Annotated in this window: 13 protein-coding genes; 7 read left to right on the forward strand and 6 right to left on the reverse strand. The window is 68.7% G+C overall.

The features are described 5' to 3' along the window. Positions 1-94: 94 nt before the first annotated feature. Both AOZ06_RS09660 and AOZ06_RS09665 read left to right on the forward strand, forming a co-directional pair. Positions 95-1,015: an ABC transporter ATP-binding protein gene (locus AOZ06_RS09660; RefSeq protein ID WP_054289124.1), complete on the forward strand. Its 921-nt coding sequence runs from the start codon at positions 95-97 to the stop codon at positions 1,013-1,015. Further along, the gene (locus AOZ06_RS09665) at positions 1,012-1,824 is read left to right on the forward strand and encodes an ABC transporter permease (RefSeq protein WP_225953184.1); all 813 of its coding nucleotides are present in this window, start codon (positions 1,012-1,014) and stop codon (positions 1,822-1,824) included. Before AOZ06_RS09660 ends, AOZ06_RS09665 begins: the two co-directional genes overlap by 4 nt. On the opposite strand, the gene soxR is transcribed toward AOZ06_RS09665, so the two are convergent. Together soxR and AOZ06_RS09675 are read right to left on the reverse strand one after the other, a co-directional pair. Further along, positions 1,793-2,335, reverse strand: coding sequence for a redox-sensitive transcriptional activator SoxR (gene soxR, locus AOZ06_RS09670; protein WP_063809998.1), 543 nt, complete (start codon positions 2,333-2,335; stop codon positions 1,793-1,795). The two genes, AOZ06_RS09665 and soxR, sit on opposite strands and share 32 nt — an antisense overlap. A gap of 34 nt (positions 2,336-2,369) precedes the next feature. Continuing rightward, positions 2,370-3,533 carry a mannosyltransferase family protein gene (locus tag AOZ06_RS09675; RefSeq protein ID WP_169798891.1) on the reverse strand — a complete coding sequence of 388 codons (1,164 nt, stop codon included), beginning with the start codon at positions 3,531-3,533 and terminating at the stop codon, positions 2,370-2,372. A 194-nt stretch (positions 3,534-3,727) separates the two neighbouring features. On the opposite strand from AOZ06_RS09675, the gene AOZ06_RS09680 reads away from it, so the two are divergent. After that, entirely contained in the window at positions 3,728-4,390 is a 663-nt protein-coding gene (locus AOZ06_RS09680; RefSeq protein WP_083472594.1) for a M50 family metallopeptidase, read from the forward strand. 66 nt (positions 4,391-4,456) lie between these two features. Here the strand turns inward: AOZ06_RS09680 and AOZ06_RS56085 are convergent, their stop codons facing one another. Together AOZ06_RS56085 and AOZ06_RS09685 are read right to left on the reverse strand one after the other, a co-directional pair. Then, positions 4,457-4,600, reverse strand: coding sequence for a hypothetical protein (locus AOZ06_RS56085; protein ID WP_157232941.1), 144 nt, complete (start codon positions 4,598-4,600; stop codon positions 4,457-4,459). Positions 4,601-4,766: 166 nt separating this feature from the next. Continuing rightward, the gene (locus tag AOZ06_RS09685; RefSeq protein WP_257721462.1) at positions 4,767-6,131 is read right to left on the reverse strand and encodes an amidase; all 1,365 of its coding nucleotides are present in this window, start codon (positions 6,129-6,131) and stop codon (positions 4,767-4,769) included. Between the two features lie 90 nt (positions 6,132-6,221). Between AOZ06_RS09685 and AOZ06_RS09690 the strand changes: the two genes are divergently transcribed. The 4 genes from AOZ06_RS09690 (at position 6,222) to AOZ06_RS09705 (ending at position 11,448) form a co-directional block, all read left to right on the forward strand. Continuing rightward, complete coding sequence (locus AOZ06_RS09690) at positions 6,222-7,451, forward strand: aldehyde dehydrogenase family protein (protein ID WP_054289127.1); 1,230 nt, start codon at positions 6,222-6,224, stop codon at positions 7,449-7,451. Positions 7,452-7,618: 167 nt separating this feature from the next. After that, a complete protein-coding gene (gene ctaD, locus AOZ06_RS09695; RefSeq protein ID WP_054289128.1) occupies positions 7,619-9,379 on the forward strand; it encodes an aa3-type cytochrome oxidase subunit I in 1,761 nt (586 codons plus the stop codon). A 72-nt stretch (positions 9,380-9,451) separates the two neighbouring features. Further along, positions 9,452-10,678 carry a phosphoserine phosphatase SerB gene (gene serB, locus AOZ06_RS09700; protein WP_054289129.1) on the forward strand — a complete coding sequence of 409 codons (1,227 nt, stop codon included), beginning with the start codon at positions 9,452-9,454 and terminating at the stop codon, positions 10,676-10,678. Then, positions 10,675-11,448 carry a peptidyl-tRNA hydrolase gene (locus AOZ06_RS09705; protein ID WP_054289130.1) on the forward strand — a complete coding sequence of 258 codons (774 nt, stop codon included), beginning with the start codon at positions 10,675-10,677 and terminating at the stop codon, positions 11,446-11,448. The genes serB and AOZ06_RS09705 overlap by 4 nt, the downstream gene beginning before the upstream one ends. 83 nt (positions 11,449-11,531) lie before the next feature. Here AOZ06_RS09705 and AOZ06_RS09710 read toward each other — a convergent pair whose 3' ends face one another. After that, complete coding sequence (locus AOZ06_RS09710) at positions 11,532-12,659, reverse strand: S1 family peptidase (RefSeq protein ID WP_054289131.1); 1,128 nt, start codon at positions 12,657-12,659, stop codon at positions 11,532-11,534. Positions 12,660-12,782: 123 nt separating this feature from the next. Beyond that, on the reverse strand, positions 12,783-14,855 hold the full coding sequence (locus AOZ06_RS09715) for an ATP-dependent DNA helicase (RefSeq protein ID WP_054289132.1): 2,073 nt from the start codon (positions 14,853-14,855) through the stop codon (positions 12,783-12,785). Positions 14,856-14,859: the final 4 nt, after the last annotated feature.

Consider the following 14,859-nt stretch of genomic DNA (forward strand, 5'->3'; position numbering starts at 1 on the left):
CACCCCAAGTCTGGTTCCAGACGGATACGCACGGGCCCGGTCCGCGAATAGCGTTCTCCCCATCGACACGGAAGACATTCGAGGGGAGCGGGGAATGGCGGTCATCGAGGTCGCGAACCTACGCAAGCAATATGCCGGCCACGTCGCGGTCGATGACGTTTCTTTCAGCGTCGAGCGCGGTGAGATCTTCGGAATTCTCGGACCGAACGGCGCGGGGAAGACAACCACGGTCGAATGCGTCGAGGGATTGCGCAAGCCCGACAGCGGCCGCATTTCGGTCCTCGGATTGGATCCGCACGCCGAAGGATTGGAACTCCGCAAGCGGGTCGGCGTCCAGCTGCAGAAAAGCGAACTGCCGGAGAAGATGCGCGTGTCGGAGGCGATGGACCTCTACGCTTCGTTCTACGCGAACCCGGCAGACGGGGACAAGCTGCTCGACGACCTGGGGCTCACGGCCAAACGCCACACCCAGTTCAAGAAGCTGTCCGGCGGCCAGCAACAGCGGCTGGCCATCGCGCTGGCGCTCGTGGGCAACCCGGAGATCGCGTTCCTCGACGAGCTGACCACCGGCCTGGACCCGCAGGCGCGCCGCGACACGTGGCAGCTGATCGAGCAGGTCCGCGAGCGCGGCGTCACGGTCGTGCTGGTCACCCACTTCATGGAAGAAGCCGAGCGCCTGTGTGACCGGCTGGCCTTGGTCGACGCGGGCCGCGTGGTCGCCATCGACAGCCCCGCGGGCCTCGTGTCCCGGGTGGACGGCGGCGGGCTGCGGCTGCGGTTCCGGCCGTCGGTCGAGTTCAACACCGGTGTGCTGACCGGCCTGCCCGAGGTCACGAACGTGGTGCGCACAGCGAGCCAGGTCGTGGTGAGCGGCAACGGCAACCTGCTGCACGCGGTGAGCACGACCCTGGCCGCCCACGACGTGGTCCCGCTCGACCTGCGGGTCGAACAGACCAACTTGGAAGACGCGTTCGTCGCGCTGACCGGGCGACGGCTGGTTACGGAGGAAGCATGAGCGGGACTACGCAGGTCATCGACATGGCGCAGGAAAACGGCCAGCGCACACCGGTCAAGGGAGGAAACTTGCTCACCGGTTTCGGCAAGCTCACAGGCAGCGAGTTCCGGCTGATGCTGCGTGACCCGGGGATCTTCTTCGTCGGGTTCATCCCGATCCTGCTGGTGATGATCTTCGGCCTGCTGCCGTCGACCAGCAGCCCCAGTGAGGACTTCGGTGGCGGCCGGTTCATCGACTTCTACCTGCCGCCGATCCTCACCATGATCATCGCGATGATGGCGCTCAACGCGTTGACCAGCGTGCTGGCCACCTACCGGGAACGCGGGGTGCTGCGCAGGCTGGCCGTCACGCCGGTCCGGCCGGTCACGCTCATGCTGGCGCAGGGCCTGGTCAACATGATCATGCTGTCGACGGTCACCGCCGTCGTGCTGCTGCTGGCGGGACTCGCGTTCGACGTGCCGCTGCCACGTCAGGTCTTCGGCTTCGTGCTGGCGTTCGTGCTGTGTGTCTCGGCGATGTTCGCGCTCGGCCTGCTGATCGCCGCGCTCGCACCGACCGGCAAGGCCGCCAACGGCATCGGCACGGTGACGTTCTTCCCGCTGGCGTTCCTGGCGGGCGTGTGGACCCCCGGCCCGCTGATGCCCGACGTGGTCAGGCGCATCTCGGACTTCTCGCCGCTGGGCGCGGGCTCCCAGGCCATGCAGGCGGCGTGGAGCGGGGCGTTCCCGAAGCCGCTGCACCTCGTCGTGCTGCTCGGGTTCACGTTGCTCGTCGGGTTCATCGCGTCCCGTCTGTTCCGGTGGGAGTGACACAGGAGACGGAACAGTCGCAGTCCGCGGACTCGCTCGGGGGAGGCGAGTCCGCGGACTGTTTCGTGCGCGCCTCGATCAGCCTGCGCGGGCCTGACCCGTGCGAACCGAAGTGGTCGTCCTTGTTGGCCAGGGCGCACCGGTCCAGCGACAGGCACCCGCAGCCGACGCAGTCGGTGAAGTCGTTGCGCAGTTGCAGCATCTGCTCGATCCGCGCGTCCAGCTCGTCGCGCCACATCTCCGACACGCGCTCCCAGTCCGCTCGGGTCGGCACGCGACCGTCGGGCAGTTCGTCCAGCACCTCGGCGATGGTGTTCAGCGGGACGCCGACTCGCTGGCCGATCCGGATGAACGCGATCCGGCGCAGCGTGTCCCGCCTGAACCGGCGCTGGTTGCCCGCGGTCCTGCGACTGGAGATCAGGCCCTTGGTCTCGTAGAAGTGCAAGGTCGAAACGGGCACACCGGCGCGTCGGGCCAGCTCACCGACGGTGAGCTCGGTACTGAGCGTCATATCCGCGATGTTAACGCCGCCCGGACGACACGTCTCAGATCGCGAGCGTCCACCCGGTCAGCGAGTACGCGCTGAACCAGCCGCCGAACAGCACGAACGCGGCGGTCGCGGCGTACATCGTGTGGCTCTTCCGGTTGGCCAGGCCCTGCGCGACCGGGATGAGCAGCGGAAACGCCGGGATCAGGAACCGTGCCTTCGAGTACGAGATCCCCGCGGACACCACGACCATGAGGACCGTCCCGCCGCCGTAGAGCGACAGCGGCCACGGGATCCGGTCACGGATGATCAGCACAGCCAGCACGACGGCGGCCAGCACCGCCAGCACGGTGACCGTCTCCATCAGGGAGTTGCCGCTGCCGAGGACCTCACCGACGAACTTCAGCGTCTGCGCCCCGCCGTCGAAGTAGCTGAACCAGCCCGCACGCTGGATGTCGAACCAGCCGGTCAAGCTGCCCGTCTCGTTGGCCACGTACCCCCACCAGGCGAAAAGCCCGATCGGGCACATGACCGCGCACGCCGCGGCTGCCCAGTTGCGCCCTTCGCGGAACACCGTCAGCATCGCGGCCAGCGCCACCGTGCCGACGAGGACGGACGCCGACGGCCGGGCCAGGCCCGCGATCGCGGTGTACAGCCCGGCGAGGATCCATTCCCGTTCCAGCACCGCGACCAGAGCCCAAACGGCCAACGCGGTGAAAAGCGCCTCGGTGTAGGCCATTGACAGGGTGATGGCCATTGGCGAGCCCGCCCACAATGCGACCAGCAACAGCCCGGTCTTCGGGCGGGGGTCGACGATCCGGGCGATCCGGAAGATGCCCGCGGCCGCCGCGCACCCGGCGATGAGGCTGACGAGCAAAGCCGCGGCGACCGTATCGGAACCGGTGATGGGCGCGACCACCCGAATGAGCATCGGATATAGCGGGAAGAACGCCAGGGGAGTGGTCGGCGTGTGTTGCCCGGCCGCGTCGACGAACCTGGCCGGAACGTTGTCGTAACCGTTCTCGGCGATTGCCAGGTACCAGTCACCGTCCCACGACTTCAACACGTCGAACAACGCCCGGTCGCGGTTGCCCGCCAGTATTGCGAGCATCACCAGACCGGATAGCCGGACCAGCAGGAAAACGCCGACGGCGTGCAGGTACGGCCTGGATCGCGCGGCCGCCGCCGTCATCTTCGGCCCTTTGCCGGTCAACGTGTGCATGATGCACGACATTCTGCGGTGCGAGGAGCGCGCGAGGGACCGATTTGTGCTCTTTCGTGACGTTGCCCGCACCGGCTCACCAGCTGCGCCACCTGCGACGACCTGCTGGTTTCACCGGCCACCAACACGACGTGTGGTGATGTGTCGCGGTGGATTTCTGGGATGAGCTCTTCGGCACGCAGCCGGACCCGCCGATGGCCGTTGTCCTGGTGACGGGCGGAGCGGCGCTGTTGCTGGTGCTCTCCGGCGAGTCGTGGCGGCTGGCCCGCAACGTGATAACAATCGTCCACGAAGCTGGACACGCTCTGACCGCCGTTTTGGTTGGCCGCAGATTGCGCGGGATCACTCTGCACTCCGACACGTCCGGTGTCACGGTGTCGCGTGGCAAGCCGACCGGGCCGGGGATGGTGCTGACCGCGTTCGCCGGCTACACCGCGCCGTCGCTGATCGGCCTCGGCCTGGCGGCGCTCATGGTCGCGGGCAAGATCACCCTGCTGCTGTGGGTGATGACCGTGCTGATGCTGGCGGTGCTGGTGATGATCCGCAACGTGTTCGGCGTGGTGTCCGTCGTGGTCACTGGCGCTGTCCTGGTCACGGTGTCGCTCGTGACTTCCCCGCAGGTACAGGCCGCGTTCGCGTGCCTGGTCGCGTGGTTCCTGCTGCTCGGCGGCGTCCGTCCGGTGTGGGAACTGCAGGCGAAACGGCGGCGCAGGCAGGCGCGTGACTCCGACGCCGACCAACTGGCACGGCTGACCGGCACGCCAGGGCTGTTCTGGGTGGCCATGTTCGCGCTGATCTCGCTGGGCGCCGTGTTCCTCGGTGGCATGTGGCTGCTGGAGCCGGTTCTGGCGGCGTGACCTGGTTCTTCGTCGGATGACCGGCTGGGTGGTCGCACGTCGGATGTCTGGACCGCCCGGCTGGTATCAGCCGAGGTTGCGGGCGGCGACCAACTCGGCCACGTCGGCGCGCCGCTCGACCGATGCGGCGAAAGCCTTGTCCCGCAACAAGTCCGCGATCGTCCCGCGTTCGGCCACGTGCTGGCCGAGCACGGTGTCCACCGTTCGCATCGGCGGCCACCCACGACGTCCCGACCTCAGCAGCACCACGACCAGGAACCGTCTTTCAGCGGCGGCCGAACGGCGTCCACCCCCGGGTACTCAGTCCGTTCGTCGGCCTTGGCGAACACCGTCCAGGACGAGTCCGCAACGCACGCATCCACTTCGGCCAGACAGGTCAGCCGATCCCTGGCGGAACGCGGTCCTGCCAGCGCTCCTCGTCCTGCAGCCGCGCGGCCAACGACAACAGCAACGGCTCGCTGTTCTCCCTGCCGACCAACTGGGCACCGATCGGCAGGCCCTCGCTCGTCAGGCCCGCGGGGACGTTCACGCCCGGCAGCCCCAGGATGTTCCACGGCCAGGCGTAGGGGCACGCCGCGATCATGGCGTTGTTCGTGGCGAAGTTCGACAGCCCGTCGTAACGGCCGACCGGGGTCGGCGGTGTCGCCGTCGTCGGCGCCAGGACCACGTCGGCCGTGTCGAAGATCTTCCCGATCCGCCGCCGCTCGTACCGCTCGTGCAGGCGCGACAAACCGACCAGCGGCCGCACGAGCTTGCCCAGCCTGCGGTTGGCCTGGGTCCGCTTGTCCAGCAGCCGCAGGTCCGGCACCTCGAACGCCGCTTGCCTGAGCCCGTCCAGCGACCGGGGCAGGACACCGAGCCCGACCAGCGCGTAGTTCGGGCTCGCCAGCTTGACCTCGTGCCCCAGCCGCGCCAGCACACGGCCGAGCCTGACCACGGCCGACCGCACCTCCGGATCCAGCCGGGCGGGCGCCAGCGTGAACGGAACCCGCAGCGCCAGCGCGATCCGCAACCGGCCTGGCACACCCAGCGCGCCATCGCGCATCCGGCTGCCGGTGTCCGCGATGACGTCGAGCAACAGCGCCGCGTCCTCGACGGTCCTGGCGATCGAGCCGTGCGTGGCGAGCCCGTTCCACTCCCCGATCGGGGCACGCGACACCAGGCCCCTCGTCGGTTTCACGCCGACCAGCCCGGTCCACGCCGACGGGATCCGGATCGACCCCAGCCCGTCCGACCCCGTCGCCGCCGGGACCAGGCCTGCCGCCACCGCGGCGGCCGACCCACCGGACGACCCGCCGGGAGAGAAGCGCATGTCCCACGGGTTGCGGGTGGCGCCGAACGCGTGCCCCTCGGTGAACGGCCACTGGCCGAACTCCGGCGTGTTCGTCTTGCCGACGATCACCGCGCCGGCATGGCGCAACCGGCGGACCATCTCGCAGTCCTCGGTCTTGAGCGGGAACTCGCCCGCGCAGCCGAACGCCGTCGGCTCACCTTCGATGTCCGTGTCGTCCTTCACCGCGATCGGCACGCCGAGCAGAGGCGCTCGTTCACCGGCGGCCAGGCGCTTGTCCGCGGCCACGGCGTCGGCGAACGCGGCCTCACGGCGCAACCGCCGGAACGCGTTGATGCTGGGCTGTGACTTCTCGATCCGGTCGAGCACCTCGGCGACCAGTTCGACCGAGCTCGTCTTGCCCGAGGCGACCATCTCAGCGGTCCGCCGCAGGCCAACGAACTCCGTCACGACGCCTCCAGTGGACTTGTGTTTCGCCTCGCGTGAGGTGGACGTCACCCCGTGCGGCAGACTAGTCACTCCCCCGGAAAGGAGAGAACGGTGGTTGACCAGGTTGTCGAGGCCTGCGCACGCGCGGCGAAACAGGCAGCGCCCTCCCTCGCCGCGGCATCCGAGCAGGCCATCGACGCCGCGCTGACCGGGATGGCGCAGCGGCTGCGGGCCAGCGCGACCGCCGTGCTCGACGCGAACGCCGAGGACATCGCGGCCGCGAAGGCAGGCGGGATGAGCGCGGGCCTGTTGGACCGGCTCACCATCACCGAGGCGCGGCTCACGGCCATGGCCGACGCGCTGGACCTGCTCGCGGGCGTCCCGCACGCGCCACGGGAAACCCCCGTCCGCGACCTGCCGGACGGGTTGAAGCTGGTCGAGCGGCGCAGGCCGGTCGGCGTGATCGGCGCCAACTACGAGGCCAGGCCGAACGTCACCGTGGACGTCGCCTCCCAGCTGGTCAAATCCCGCAACGCGGGCGTCCTGCGCACCGGTTCGGCCGCGCTCGGTTCGGCCACGGCGCTGGTCCGTGCGGTCATCGCGCCCGCGCTGGCCGAGGCGGGCATCGACCCCGCCGTGATCCAGCTCGTGCCGAGCCCGGACCGGGCAGCGGCCGCGGCGCTGGTCCGTTTTCCCGACCTGGTCCCGCTGGTGATCCTGCGCGGCAGCGGCGACAGCACCCGTGAGCTGGGCTTCGAGGCCGCCAAGCACGGCGTGCGGACGCTGGCCCACGCGGACGGCGGCGGCGTGCTCTACCTGGACGCCGACGCGGACCTGGCCAAAGCGCACGATCTGATCGCCCGCAGCCTGGACCGCCTCGGCGTGTGCAACCGCCTCAACCTGCTCCTGATCGACGCGACCGTCTATGCAGATGTGCTTCAAAGCGTCGTGGAGACATTGGACAAGGCGGGCGTGCGGCCGTCGTTGCCGCCGCACGACCACCCGATCGGCTACGAGTGGGCGCTGGATTCCGACCACGAGGCGACCGTGACCATCTCCCCGGTCGACGACGCCGTCCAGGCCGCGCAGGTGGCCAACGAGAAGACCTCGGGACTCGCCGCGGGCATCGTGACGGAGAACTCAGCCACCGCGGAGGCCTTCATGTCGGCCTACACCGGGACCGGGGTGTTCTGGAACGCCACCACCCGGCTGCTCGACGGGTTCAAGTTGCTCGCCGTGCCGGAGACCGGGATCAACATCGACAAGGTGCCCGGCCCGCGCGGCCCGGTCACCTACACCGACCTCAGCCTTCGCCAGTACGCCGTCGTCCCAGCTCAATAGGGCGAACTGGTCGAGACTGTGACACATCCGACGAGCAAACGGCTCAAAGGATGTGGTTGGCTCCCCTCGCGCGGCCCACATATGTAGCGGGGGATAGTATCCACCACGTCGCCCGGACAGCTGTCTTGGCGCGCTCCCGAACGAGAACCACCACTGGAGGCACGGAAGTGACGGCGGTAGCTCCCAAGCCGATCGCGACTCGACCGTTCCCGGCGGGTAAGACGGTCAAGGGTTCGTACCTCCTGCGGTTGTTCCGCACGACGGACCACAAGCAGATCGGGATCATGTACCTGGTCACCGCGTTCGCCTTCTTCATGGTGGGCGGCGCGATGGCGATGCTGATCCGGACCGAGCTCGCAGTCCCGGGACAGCAGTTCCTGTCGCAGGAGCAGTACAACCAGCTGTTCACCATGCACGGCACGATCATGCTGCTGCTGTACGCGACGCCGATCCTGTTCGGCTTCGCGAACTTCGTGCTGCCGCTGCAGATCGGTTCGCCGGACGTGGCGTTCCCCCGGCTGAACGCGTTCTCGTACTGGCTGTACCTGTTCGGCGGGATCATCGTGATCTCCGGCTTCCTGACCCCGGGTGGCGCCGCCGACTTCGGCTGGTTCGCCTACACCCCGCTGTCGGACAAGATCCACTCGCCCGGCGTCGGCGCCGACCTGTGGATCACCGGCCTGGTGGTCTCGGGTCTCGGCACGATCCTCGGCGCGGTCAACATGATCACCACGGTGATCTGCCTGCGCGGACCGGGTATGACCATGTTCCGGATGCCGATCTTCACCTGGAACATCCTGATCACCGCGATCCTCGTGCTGATCGCGTTCCCGATCCTGACCGCGGCCTTGCTGGGTCTGCTCGCCGATCGCCATATCGGCGCACACGTCTTCGATCCGGCATCGGGCGGTGTGATCCTCTGGCAACACCTGTTCTGGTTCTTCGGCCATCCAGAGGTCTACATCGTCGCGTTGCCGTTCTTCGGGATCATCTCCGAGATCATCCCGGTGTTCAGCCGCAAGCCGCTGTTCGGTTACAAGCCGCTGGTCTACGCGACGCTGGCGATCGCCGCGCTGTCGGTGGCCGTCTGGGCGCACCACATGTACGCGACCGGCGCCGTGTTGCTGCCGTTCTTCTCGTTCATGACGTTCCTGATCGCGGTGCCGACCGGCGTGAAGTTCTTCAACTGGATCCTGACCATGTGGAAGGGCCAGCTGACGTTCGAGACGCCGATGATGTTCTCGATCGGTTTCCTCGTCACGTTCCTCTTCGGTGGCCTGACGGGCATCCTGCTGGCCGCGCCCGCGATCGATTTCCACGTGTCGGACACGTACTTCGTGGTGGCGCACTTCCACTACGTGCTCTACGGCACGATCGTGTTCGCGACCTTCGCCGGCATCTACTTCTGGTTCCCGAAGATCACCGGCAGGTTCATGGACGAACCGCTGGGCAAGCTGCACTTCTGGACGACCTTCATCGGTTTCCACGGCACCTTCCTGGTCCAGCACTGGGTCGGTAACGAGGGCATGCCGCGCCGGTACGTCGACTACATGGCGTCCGACGGGTTCACCACGCTGAACACGATCTCGACGGTCGGCGCCTACGTCCTCGGGGCCTCGACGCTGCCGTTCATCTGGAACGTGTTCAAGAGCTACCGCTACGGCCAGATCGCCGACGCGGACGACCCGTGGGGTTACGGCAACTCGCTCGAGTGGGCCACCTCGTCCCCGCCACCGCGGCACAACTTCAAGGAGCTGCCGCGGATCCGGTCCGAGCGTCCGGCGTTCGAGCTGCACTACCCGCACATGGTCGAGCGGTTCCGGGCCGAGGCGCACACCGGCGTCGGCACGAAGACCGCCCCGTCCGAGGTGCTCGCCGAGAAGACGCAGCCGGACGAGATCACCGGCGGCGACCCGAAGCAGCGGTAGTCCCTCAAGAACCCAAGGTAGGCGGCCCACAACGAGGTAGGCACAGCCCCGTTTCAGCCGAGGAGACACTCCTTGCCCGGTCCATCGAGCACGCCTGTTCTGATCACGGTGAGCGGCCCGGACAAGCCGGGTGTCTCCTCGGTTTTGTTCGCGGTGCTCACGCGGCACGGCGTGGACGTCCTCGATGTCGAGCAGGTCGTGATCCGCGGCCAGCTCGTGCTGGGTGTGCTGGTCGGCACGGATCACGACCCCGAAGGGCTGCAGGAGCTCGTCGAGCAGGCGATGGCGACGGTGACGATGAGTGTCACCGTCGAGGTCGGTGCCGACACGCTCACCCCGGCCAGGGTCGGCTCGACGCACGCCGTGATCGTGCTGGGCAGGCCGGTGACCGCGCGGGCGTTCACCGAGGTGGCCAGGCGGATGGCGGCGCTCGGCGTGAACATCGACGCGATCCGCCGCGTGGCCGACTACCCCGTGACAGGTCTCGAGCTGCACGTTTCCGTCGCCGACGACACCCCGGAAGCCGACAGCCTGCTGCGCAACGCGCTCGTCGAGGTGGCCTCCCGGGTGGGCCTCGACGTCGCGGTGGAGCGGGAAGGGCTGACCCGGCGGGCCAAGCGGCTGATCGTGTTCGACGTGGATTCGACGCTGATCCAGGGCGAAGTGATCGAGATGCTGGCCGCGAAAGCCGGCTGTGAAGAGCAGGTGAAAAGCATCACCGACGCGGCGATGGCGGGGGAGATCGACTTCACCGAGTCGCTCAACCGGCGGGTGGCCGTCCTGAAGGGCCTGCCCGAATCCGTGCTGGAAGAGGTGGCCGAGTCGCTGGAGCTGACGCCCGGCGCCCGCACCACGGTCCGCACCCTCAAGCGGCTCGGGTTCCGGTGCGGTGTCGTGTCCGGCGGGTTCACCAGGGTCATCCAGCGCCTGGTCGACGATCTGGGCCTGGACTTCTGCGCGGCCAACGACCTCGAGGTCGTCGACGGCAAACTGACCGGCCGCGTGGTCGGCGAGGTCATCGACCGGCCCGGAAAAGCCACCGCACTGCGTCGCTTCGCCGACACGTCACAGGTGTCGCTGGCCCAATGCGTGGCGGTGGGCGACGGCGCCAACGACATCGACATGCTGTCCGCGGCCGGGTTGGGTATCGCGTTCAACGCCAAGCCCGCGCTGCGGGAGGTCGCCGACACGGCGCTGTCCCACCCTTACCTCGACGTGGTGCTGTTCGTGCTCGGCGTGACCCGCGCCGAGGTCGAAGCAGCCGACGCGGCCGACGGAATCGATGGCGACCGGCCGTGACCACTCCGGCCGGCACCGTTCTCGCTCCACTGGCCGCCCGCTACGCGTCGTGGCTGGCGCTCCCAGCTGACCAGACCAATCAGGTCGAGACGGAACCGGAACTGGTCAGGGCGATGCCCGTGATCCTCCGGATCGAACGCGACCCGGCCCCAGCCCGTACACCGCTGCTGGAAGCAGCCGCCGCCGCGGCGGTCGCGGTCTGCCTCGACCCGCGCGCGGAGCCGGAAGGGGAGTGGCACGAGCCGGTCAGCGCCTGGGTCGCCGGACACATCCGCAAGGTTTCCCGCCGCGCCCGCGGCGCCCACTGGCAGGCCGCGCAGGGGTTTCCCGGTGTGACCGTCGAGGTGGACGGCGCCTCAGCTCGTGCGCTGGTGCCAGGCTTGGTCGTCGAAACACCGAAGGAGATCAGCCGGCTGCAGATCTCCGGCAGCGACCTACCGGCCGACGAGCCCGGCGCAGTCGCCGACGGTGTGCCGGTGCTGTGGCTGAACCCGGCAGTTCCGCTCACGGCCGGCAAGGCGGCCGCGCAGGTGGGCCATGCCAGCATGCTGCTCGCGGCGTTGCTCGACGAACCCGACATCAAGACGTGGGCCGGCATCGGATTCCGCTGCGCGGTCCGCATGCCGACTCGTGACCAGTGGGCCGCGCTCCACCCCGGCGACGACCCAGCAGGCGCCTGGCAGAACCGCCGGGTCATCGCGGTGCGCGACGCCGGGTTCACCGAGGTCACCCCAGGCACGGTCACCGTCCTGGCCCAGTGGCGCGCCTGACGCGCCACCGCCTTTGACCTGCACTGACACCGCCCCGGCGGCCCTCCAACCGCCGATCCTTCGATCGCGGGAACCCTGGTTCGTCAGCCGGTCACGACGCTGACGCCGAGCTTGGTGGCGGCCTCGACGATCGGCTGGAAGAACGTGCTGCCGTTGCTCGCGCAGTCACCGATCCCACCGGACGTCACACCTTGAGCCTGCGTGCCGCTGACGAACGGGCCACCGGAATCGCCGGGCTCCGCGCACACCGATGTCCGCGTGAGGCCACGCACGATCTTGCCGTCGCCGTAGTTCACGGTCTCGTCGATTCCGGTGATCTCCCCGCACCTGAAGCCGGACGCCACACCCGACCGGCACACCGACGCGCCGATCGGCGCGGGCTCGGTCCCGGTGACGGTGATCGGGCCACCATCACGCGTGTCGACCGACGGGGTCGCCTGCGCGGCGGGGTCGGTCACGTCGACCAGACCGAAATCCCCGTCGGTGTCGAACGTGCCCGCGTTGACACGACCGAGTTCGAGGCCGTCGCTGAGGACCAGGCCACCCGCCGCGGTGCAGTGCCCAGCGGTGACGAAGTGCTTGGTCCCGGCGGGCCCGGTCGCGGCGAACCCGATCGAGCAGCGGGAATCACCGATGGTGTACCCGCGACCGCCGACCACGTCGGCGAGCACGCGCGGACCGCGGTCGGTCCACTCGATACGGACCAGCTCACCACTGCCCTTGGCCTTGTCGACGAACGCCTCGGCAGCAGGTTCTTTCCTGGCCTCGATCACCACGCTGTTGGTGGCCGGGTCGACGTACCAGGCTGAGACGGTGGGCGGGGCCGACGCGGCGAGCCGGTCGAGCCGCGTCTTCTGGCCGTACAGGCCGGCCAGGTTGTTCTTCATCATCCGAGGTTCAGCGCCCGCCGCGCGCACATCGCCGATGTACAAGCGGTCGATGATCCCGACCATCAGCTTGCGTTTCGCGCTGTCGTACCAAGCGCCCGCGTACGCACTGCCCACCTTGCGGCGCAGTGCGTCGACGGTCTTGCCGAGATCCGCCTCCTCACGGCCCCGCGTAGACGCCTCGCCGGGTGTGAGCCGCACGTCCTCACGTGCGGCGGAATCAAGGGGAGTCGACGAGCCGACCTCCACGGTTTCGTGCGCCACCGGTGACTGGTTGGCGGTGGCGATCACGGTGATCCCCGCCGACAACGTCACGCCGATCACGAGTCCTAAAAGGATCTTGCGGTTGAACGGGCGTGGCTCAGCAACCCGATGCGACCCCATACGGCTGTCTCCTCGCCTTCCGATGCCTCCGTAGGGTGTTACGGACGACATTGGGAAGGTGGTTCAACTATTGAGCCGCGCCAATGCACCTCGTACAACTGACTGGTCGTAGGTTGTCCAGAACGGGGGCAGCGACGCACGCAGGAAACCGCCGTACCGCGCGGTCGCCAACCGCGAGTCGAGGATCGCGACCACGCCTTTGTCGTCGTTCGAGCGCAGCAGACGGCCCGCTCCCTGCGCCAGCAGCAGCGCCGCGTGGGTCGCGGCGACCGTGAGGAACCCGTTGCCGCCGCGCGCCTCCACCGCGCGCTGACGGGCGGACGCCAACGGGTCGTCCGGCCGGGGGAACGGGATCCGGTCGACGACCACCAGCTGCAGCGACGATCCCGGCACGTCCACGCCCTGCCACAGCGACAACGTCCCGAACAGGCAGGTCGCCTCGTCGTCGGCGAACTTGCTGACCAGCAGCGACGTGGAGTCCTCGCCCTGGCACAGGATCGGGAAGTCCACCCGTTCTCTGAGCTCGTCCGCGGCCTGCCTGGCCGCGCGCATCGACGAGAACAACCCCAAGGTCCGTCCGCCCGCGGCGTTCACCAGGCCTTCGAGTTCGTCGAAGAACGCCGGTTGCAGGCCGTCGCGGCCCGGCGGCGGCAGGTGCCGCGCCACGTACAGGATCCCGCTTTTCTCATGGGTGAACGGCGAGCCGACGTCGATGCCGGACCAGCTCGGGATGTCGTTGTCGGCGGGCGGCGCGACATCGGTGGCCGTGCCCTCGGCTTTCTGCGAGGGCCGCTGCTCCACCGGCAGGCCCCACTGACGCGCCAGCGCGTCGAACGAGCCGCCGAGCGTCAGCGTGGCCGACGTCAGAACCGTGGTGCACTCGCCGAACAGCCGTTCCCGCAGCAAACCGGCCACACCCAACGGCGCGACTCGCAGCGCCGGCGGGCGCAGGTTGCCGCCGACCATGTCCGAACTGAGCCACACGACGTCCCGGCGCTTGGCGTCATCGGTGTCGAACGCCTCCAAGACCCGCACGGCCGTGTCGTGGATTTCTTCGAGCAACGCGACGGCCTGACGACGCGCCGTCGTCGACTCGAGGTCCTGTGACGACCGGTCCGGGCCCAGCGCCGTGATGCAGGCGTGCGCGGCGTCACGCGTCACCCGCAGCACGCCTTCGAGTGGGCGCGGCAAATCGTCCAGCCTGCCCTGCGGCAGGTCGTCGAAGATCTCCTTGATGCCCTCGCTGGCTTCTTCCAGCCGGTCGACGATGTCCTCGGCGATCTGGCGGCCGCACCGTTTGACCGCCGCGCCGATCATGCCCGCCGTCAGCTCCGCCGTGGCGACTGACGTGACCCGGTCGACCAGTTCGTGCGCCTCGTCGATGATCACCACGTCGTGTTCGGGCAGGACCTGGTAGCCCTGCAGCGCGTCGATCGCGAGCAACGCGTGGTTGGTGACCACGAGGTCGGCCTGGCCTGCCTCGGCCCTGGCCCTCTCGGCGAAGCAGTCCGTGCCGAACGGGCACTTGTCCTTGCCCAGGCATTCCTTCGCCGACACGGACACCTGCCGCCAGGCCTGGTCGGTCACGCCGGGCACGAGTTCGTCGCGGTCCCCGGTCTCGGTGTCGGAGGACCATTCGAAGAGCCGCTTCACGTGCCTGCCGAGCGCCGACACCGCGAACGGGTCGAACAGGGCGCCGTCGTCTGGCTCCTCCGGTGCGCCGGTGTCCAACCGGTGCAGGCAGAGGTAGTTGCGGCGGCCCTTGAGGATGGCGAACGTCGGCTCACGCCCGATCGCCTGCTTCAACGCCTTGGCCAGTCGCGGCAGATCGCGGTCGACCAGCTGGCGCTGCAACGCGATGGTCGCCGTGGAGACCACCACGGTCCGGCCCGACTCGATCGCGTGGCGCACCGCGGGGACCAGGTACGCCAAGGACTTGCCGGTTCCCGTGCCTGCCTGGACAGCCAGGTGCTCGCCGGTCCTGATCGACTTGTGCACCGCCTCGGCCATGGTCACTTGGCCGGGCCGCTCGGACCCACCGACCGCTTCGACGGCGGTGGTCAGCAGTTCACGCAGCGAGGGAAGGGTGTCGGCGGTTCGGGGCACGGCAAGCAACCTACCGGCAGGCACCGACATCGGT

Source organism: Kibdelosporangium phytohabitans (genome assembly GCF_001302585.1).
Lineage (GTDB): Bacteria > Actinomycetota > Actinomycetes > Mycobacteriales > Pseudonocardiaceae > Kibdelosporangium > Kibdelosporangium phytohabitans.

What these genes read in the sequence shown, in the direction of transcription:
- AOZ06_RS56085 (WP_157232941.1), bottom strand. Translation starts at nt 4,600, where the DNA reads ATGCGAACGGTGGACACCGTGCTCGGCCAGCACGTGGCCGAACGCGGG.
- AOZ06_RS09660 (WP_054289124.1), top strand. Translation starts at nt 95, where the DNA reads ATGGCGGTCATCGAGGTCGCGAACCTACGCAAGCAATATGCCGGCCAC.
- AOZ06_RS09680 (WP_083472594.1), top strand. Translation starts at nt 3,728, where the DNA reads ATGGCCGTTGTCCTGGTGACGGGCGGAGCGGCGCTGTTGCTGGTGCTC.
- AOZ06_RS09665 (WP_225953184.1), top strand. Translation starts at nt 1,012, where the DNA reads ATGAGCGGGACTACGCAGGTCATCGACATGGCGCAGGAAAACGGCCAG.
- soxR (WP_063809998.1), bottom strand. Translation starts at nt 2,335, where the DNA reads ATGACGCTCAGTACCGAGCTCACCGTCGGTGAGCTGGCCCGACGCGCC.
- AOZ06_RS09675 (WP_169798891.1), bottom strand. Translation starts at nt 3,533, where the DNA reads ATGCACACGTTGACCGGCAAAGGGCCGAAGATGACGGCGGCGGCCGCG.
- AOZ06_RS09715 (WP_054289132.1), bottom strand. Translation starts at nt 14,855, where the DNA reads ATGTCGGTGCCTGCCGGTAGGTTGCTTGCCGTGCCCCGAACCGCCGAC.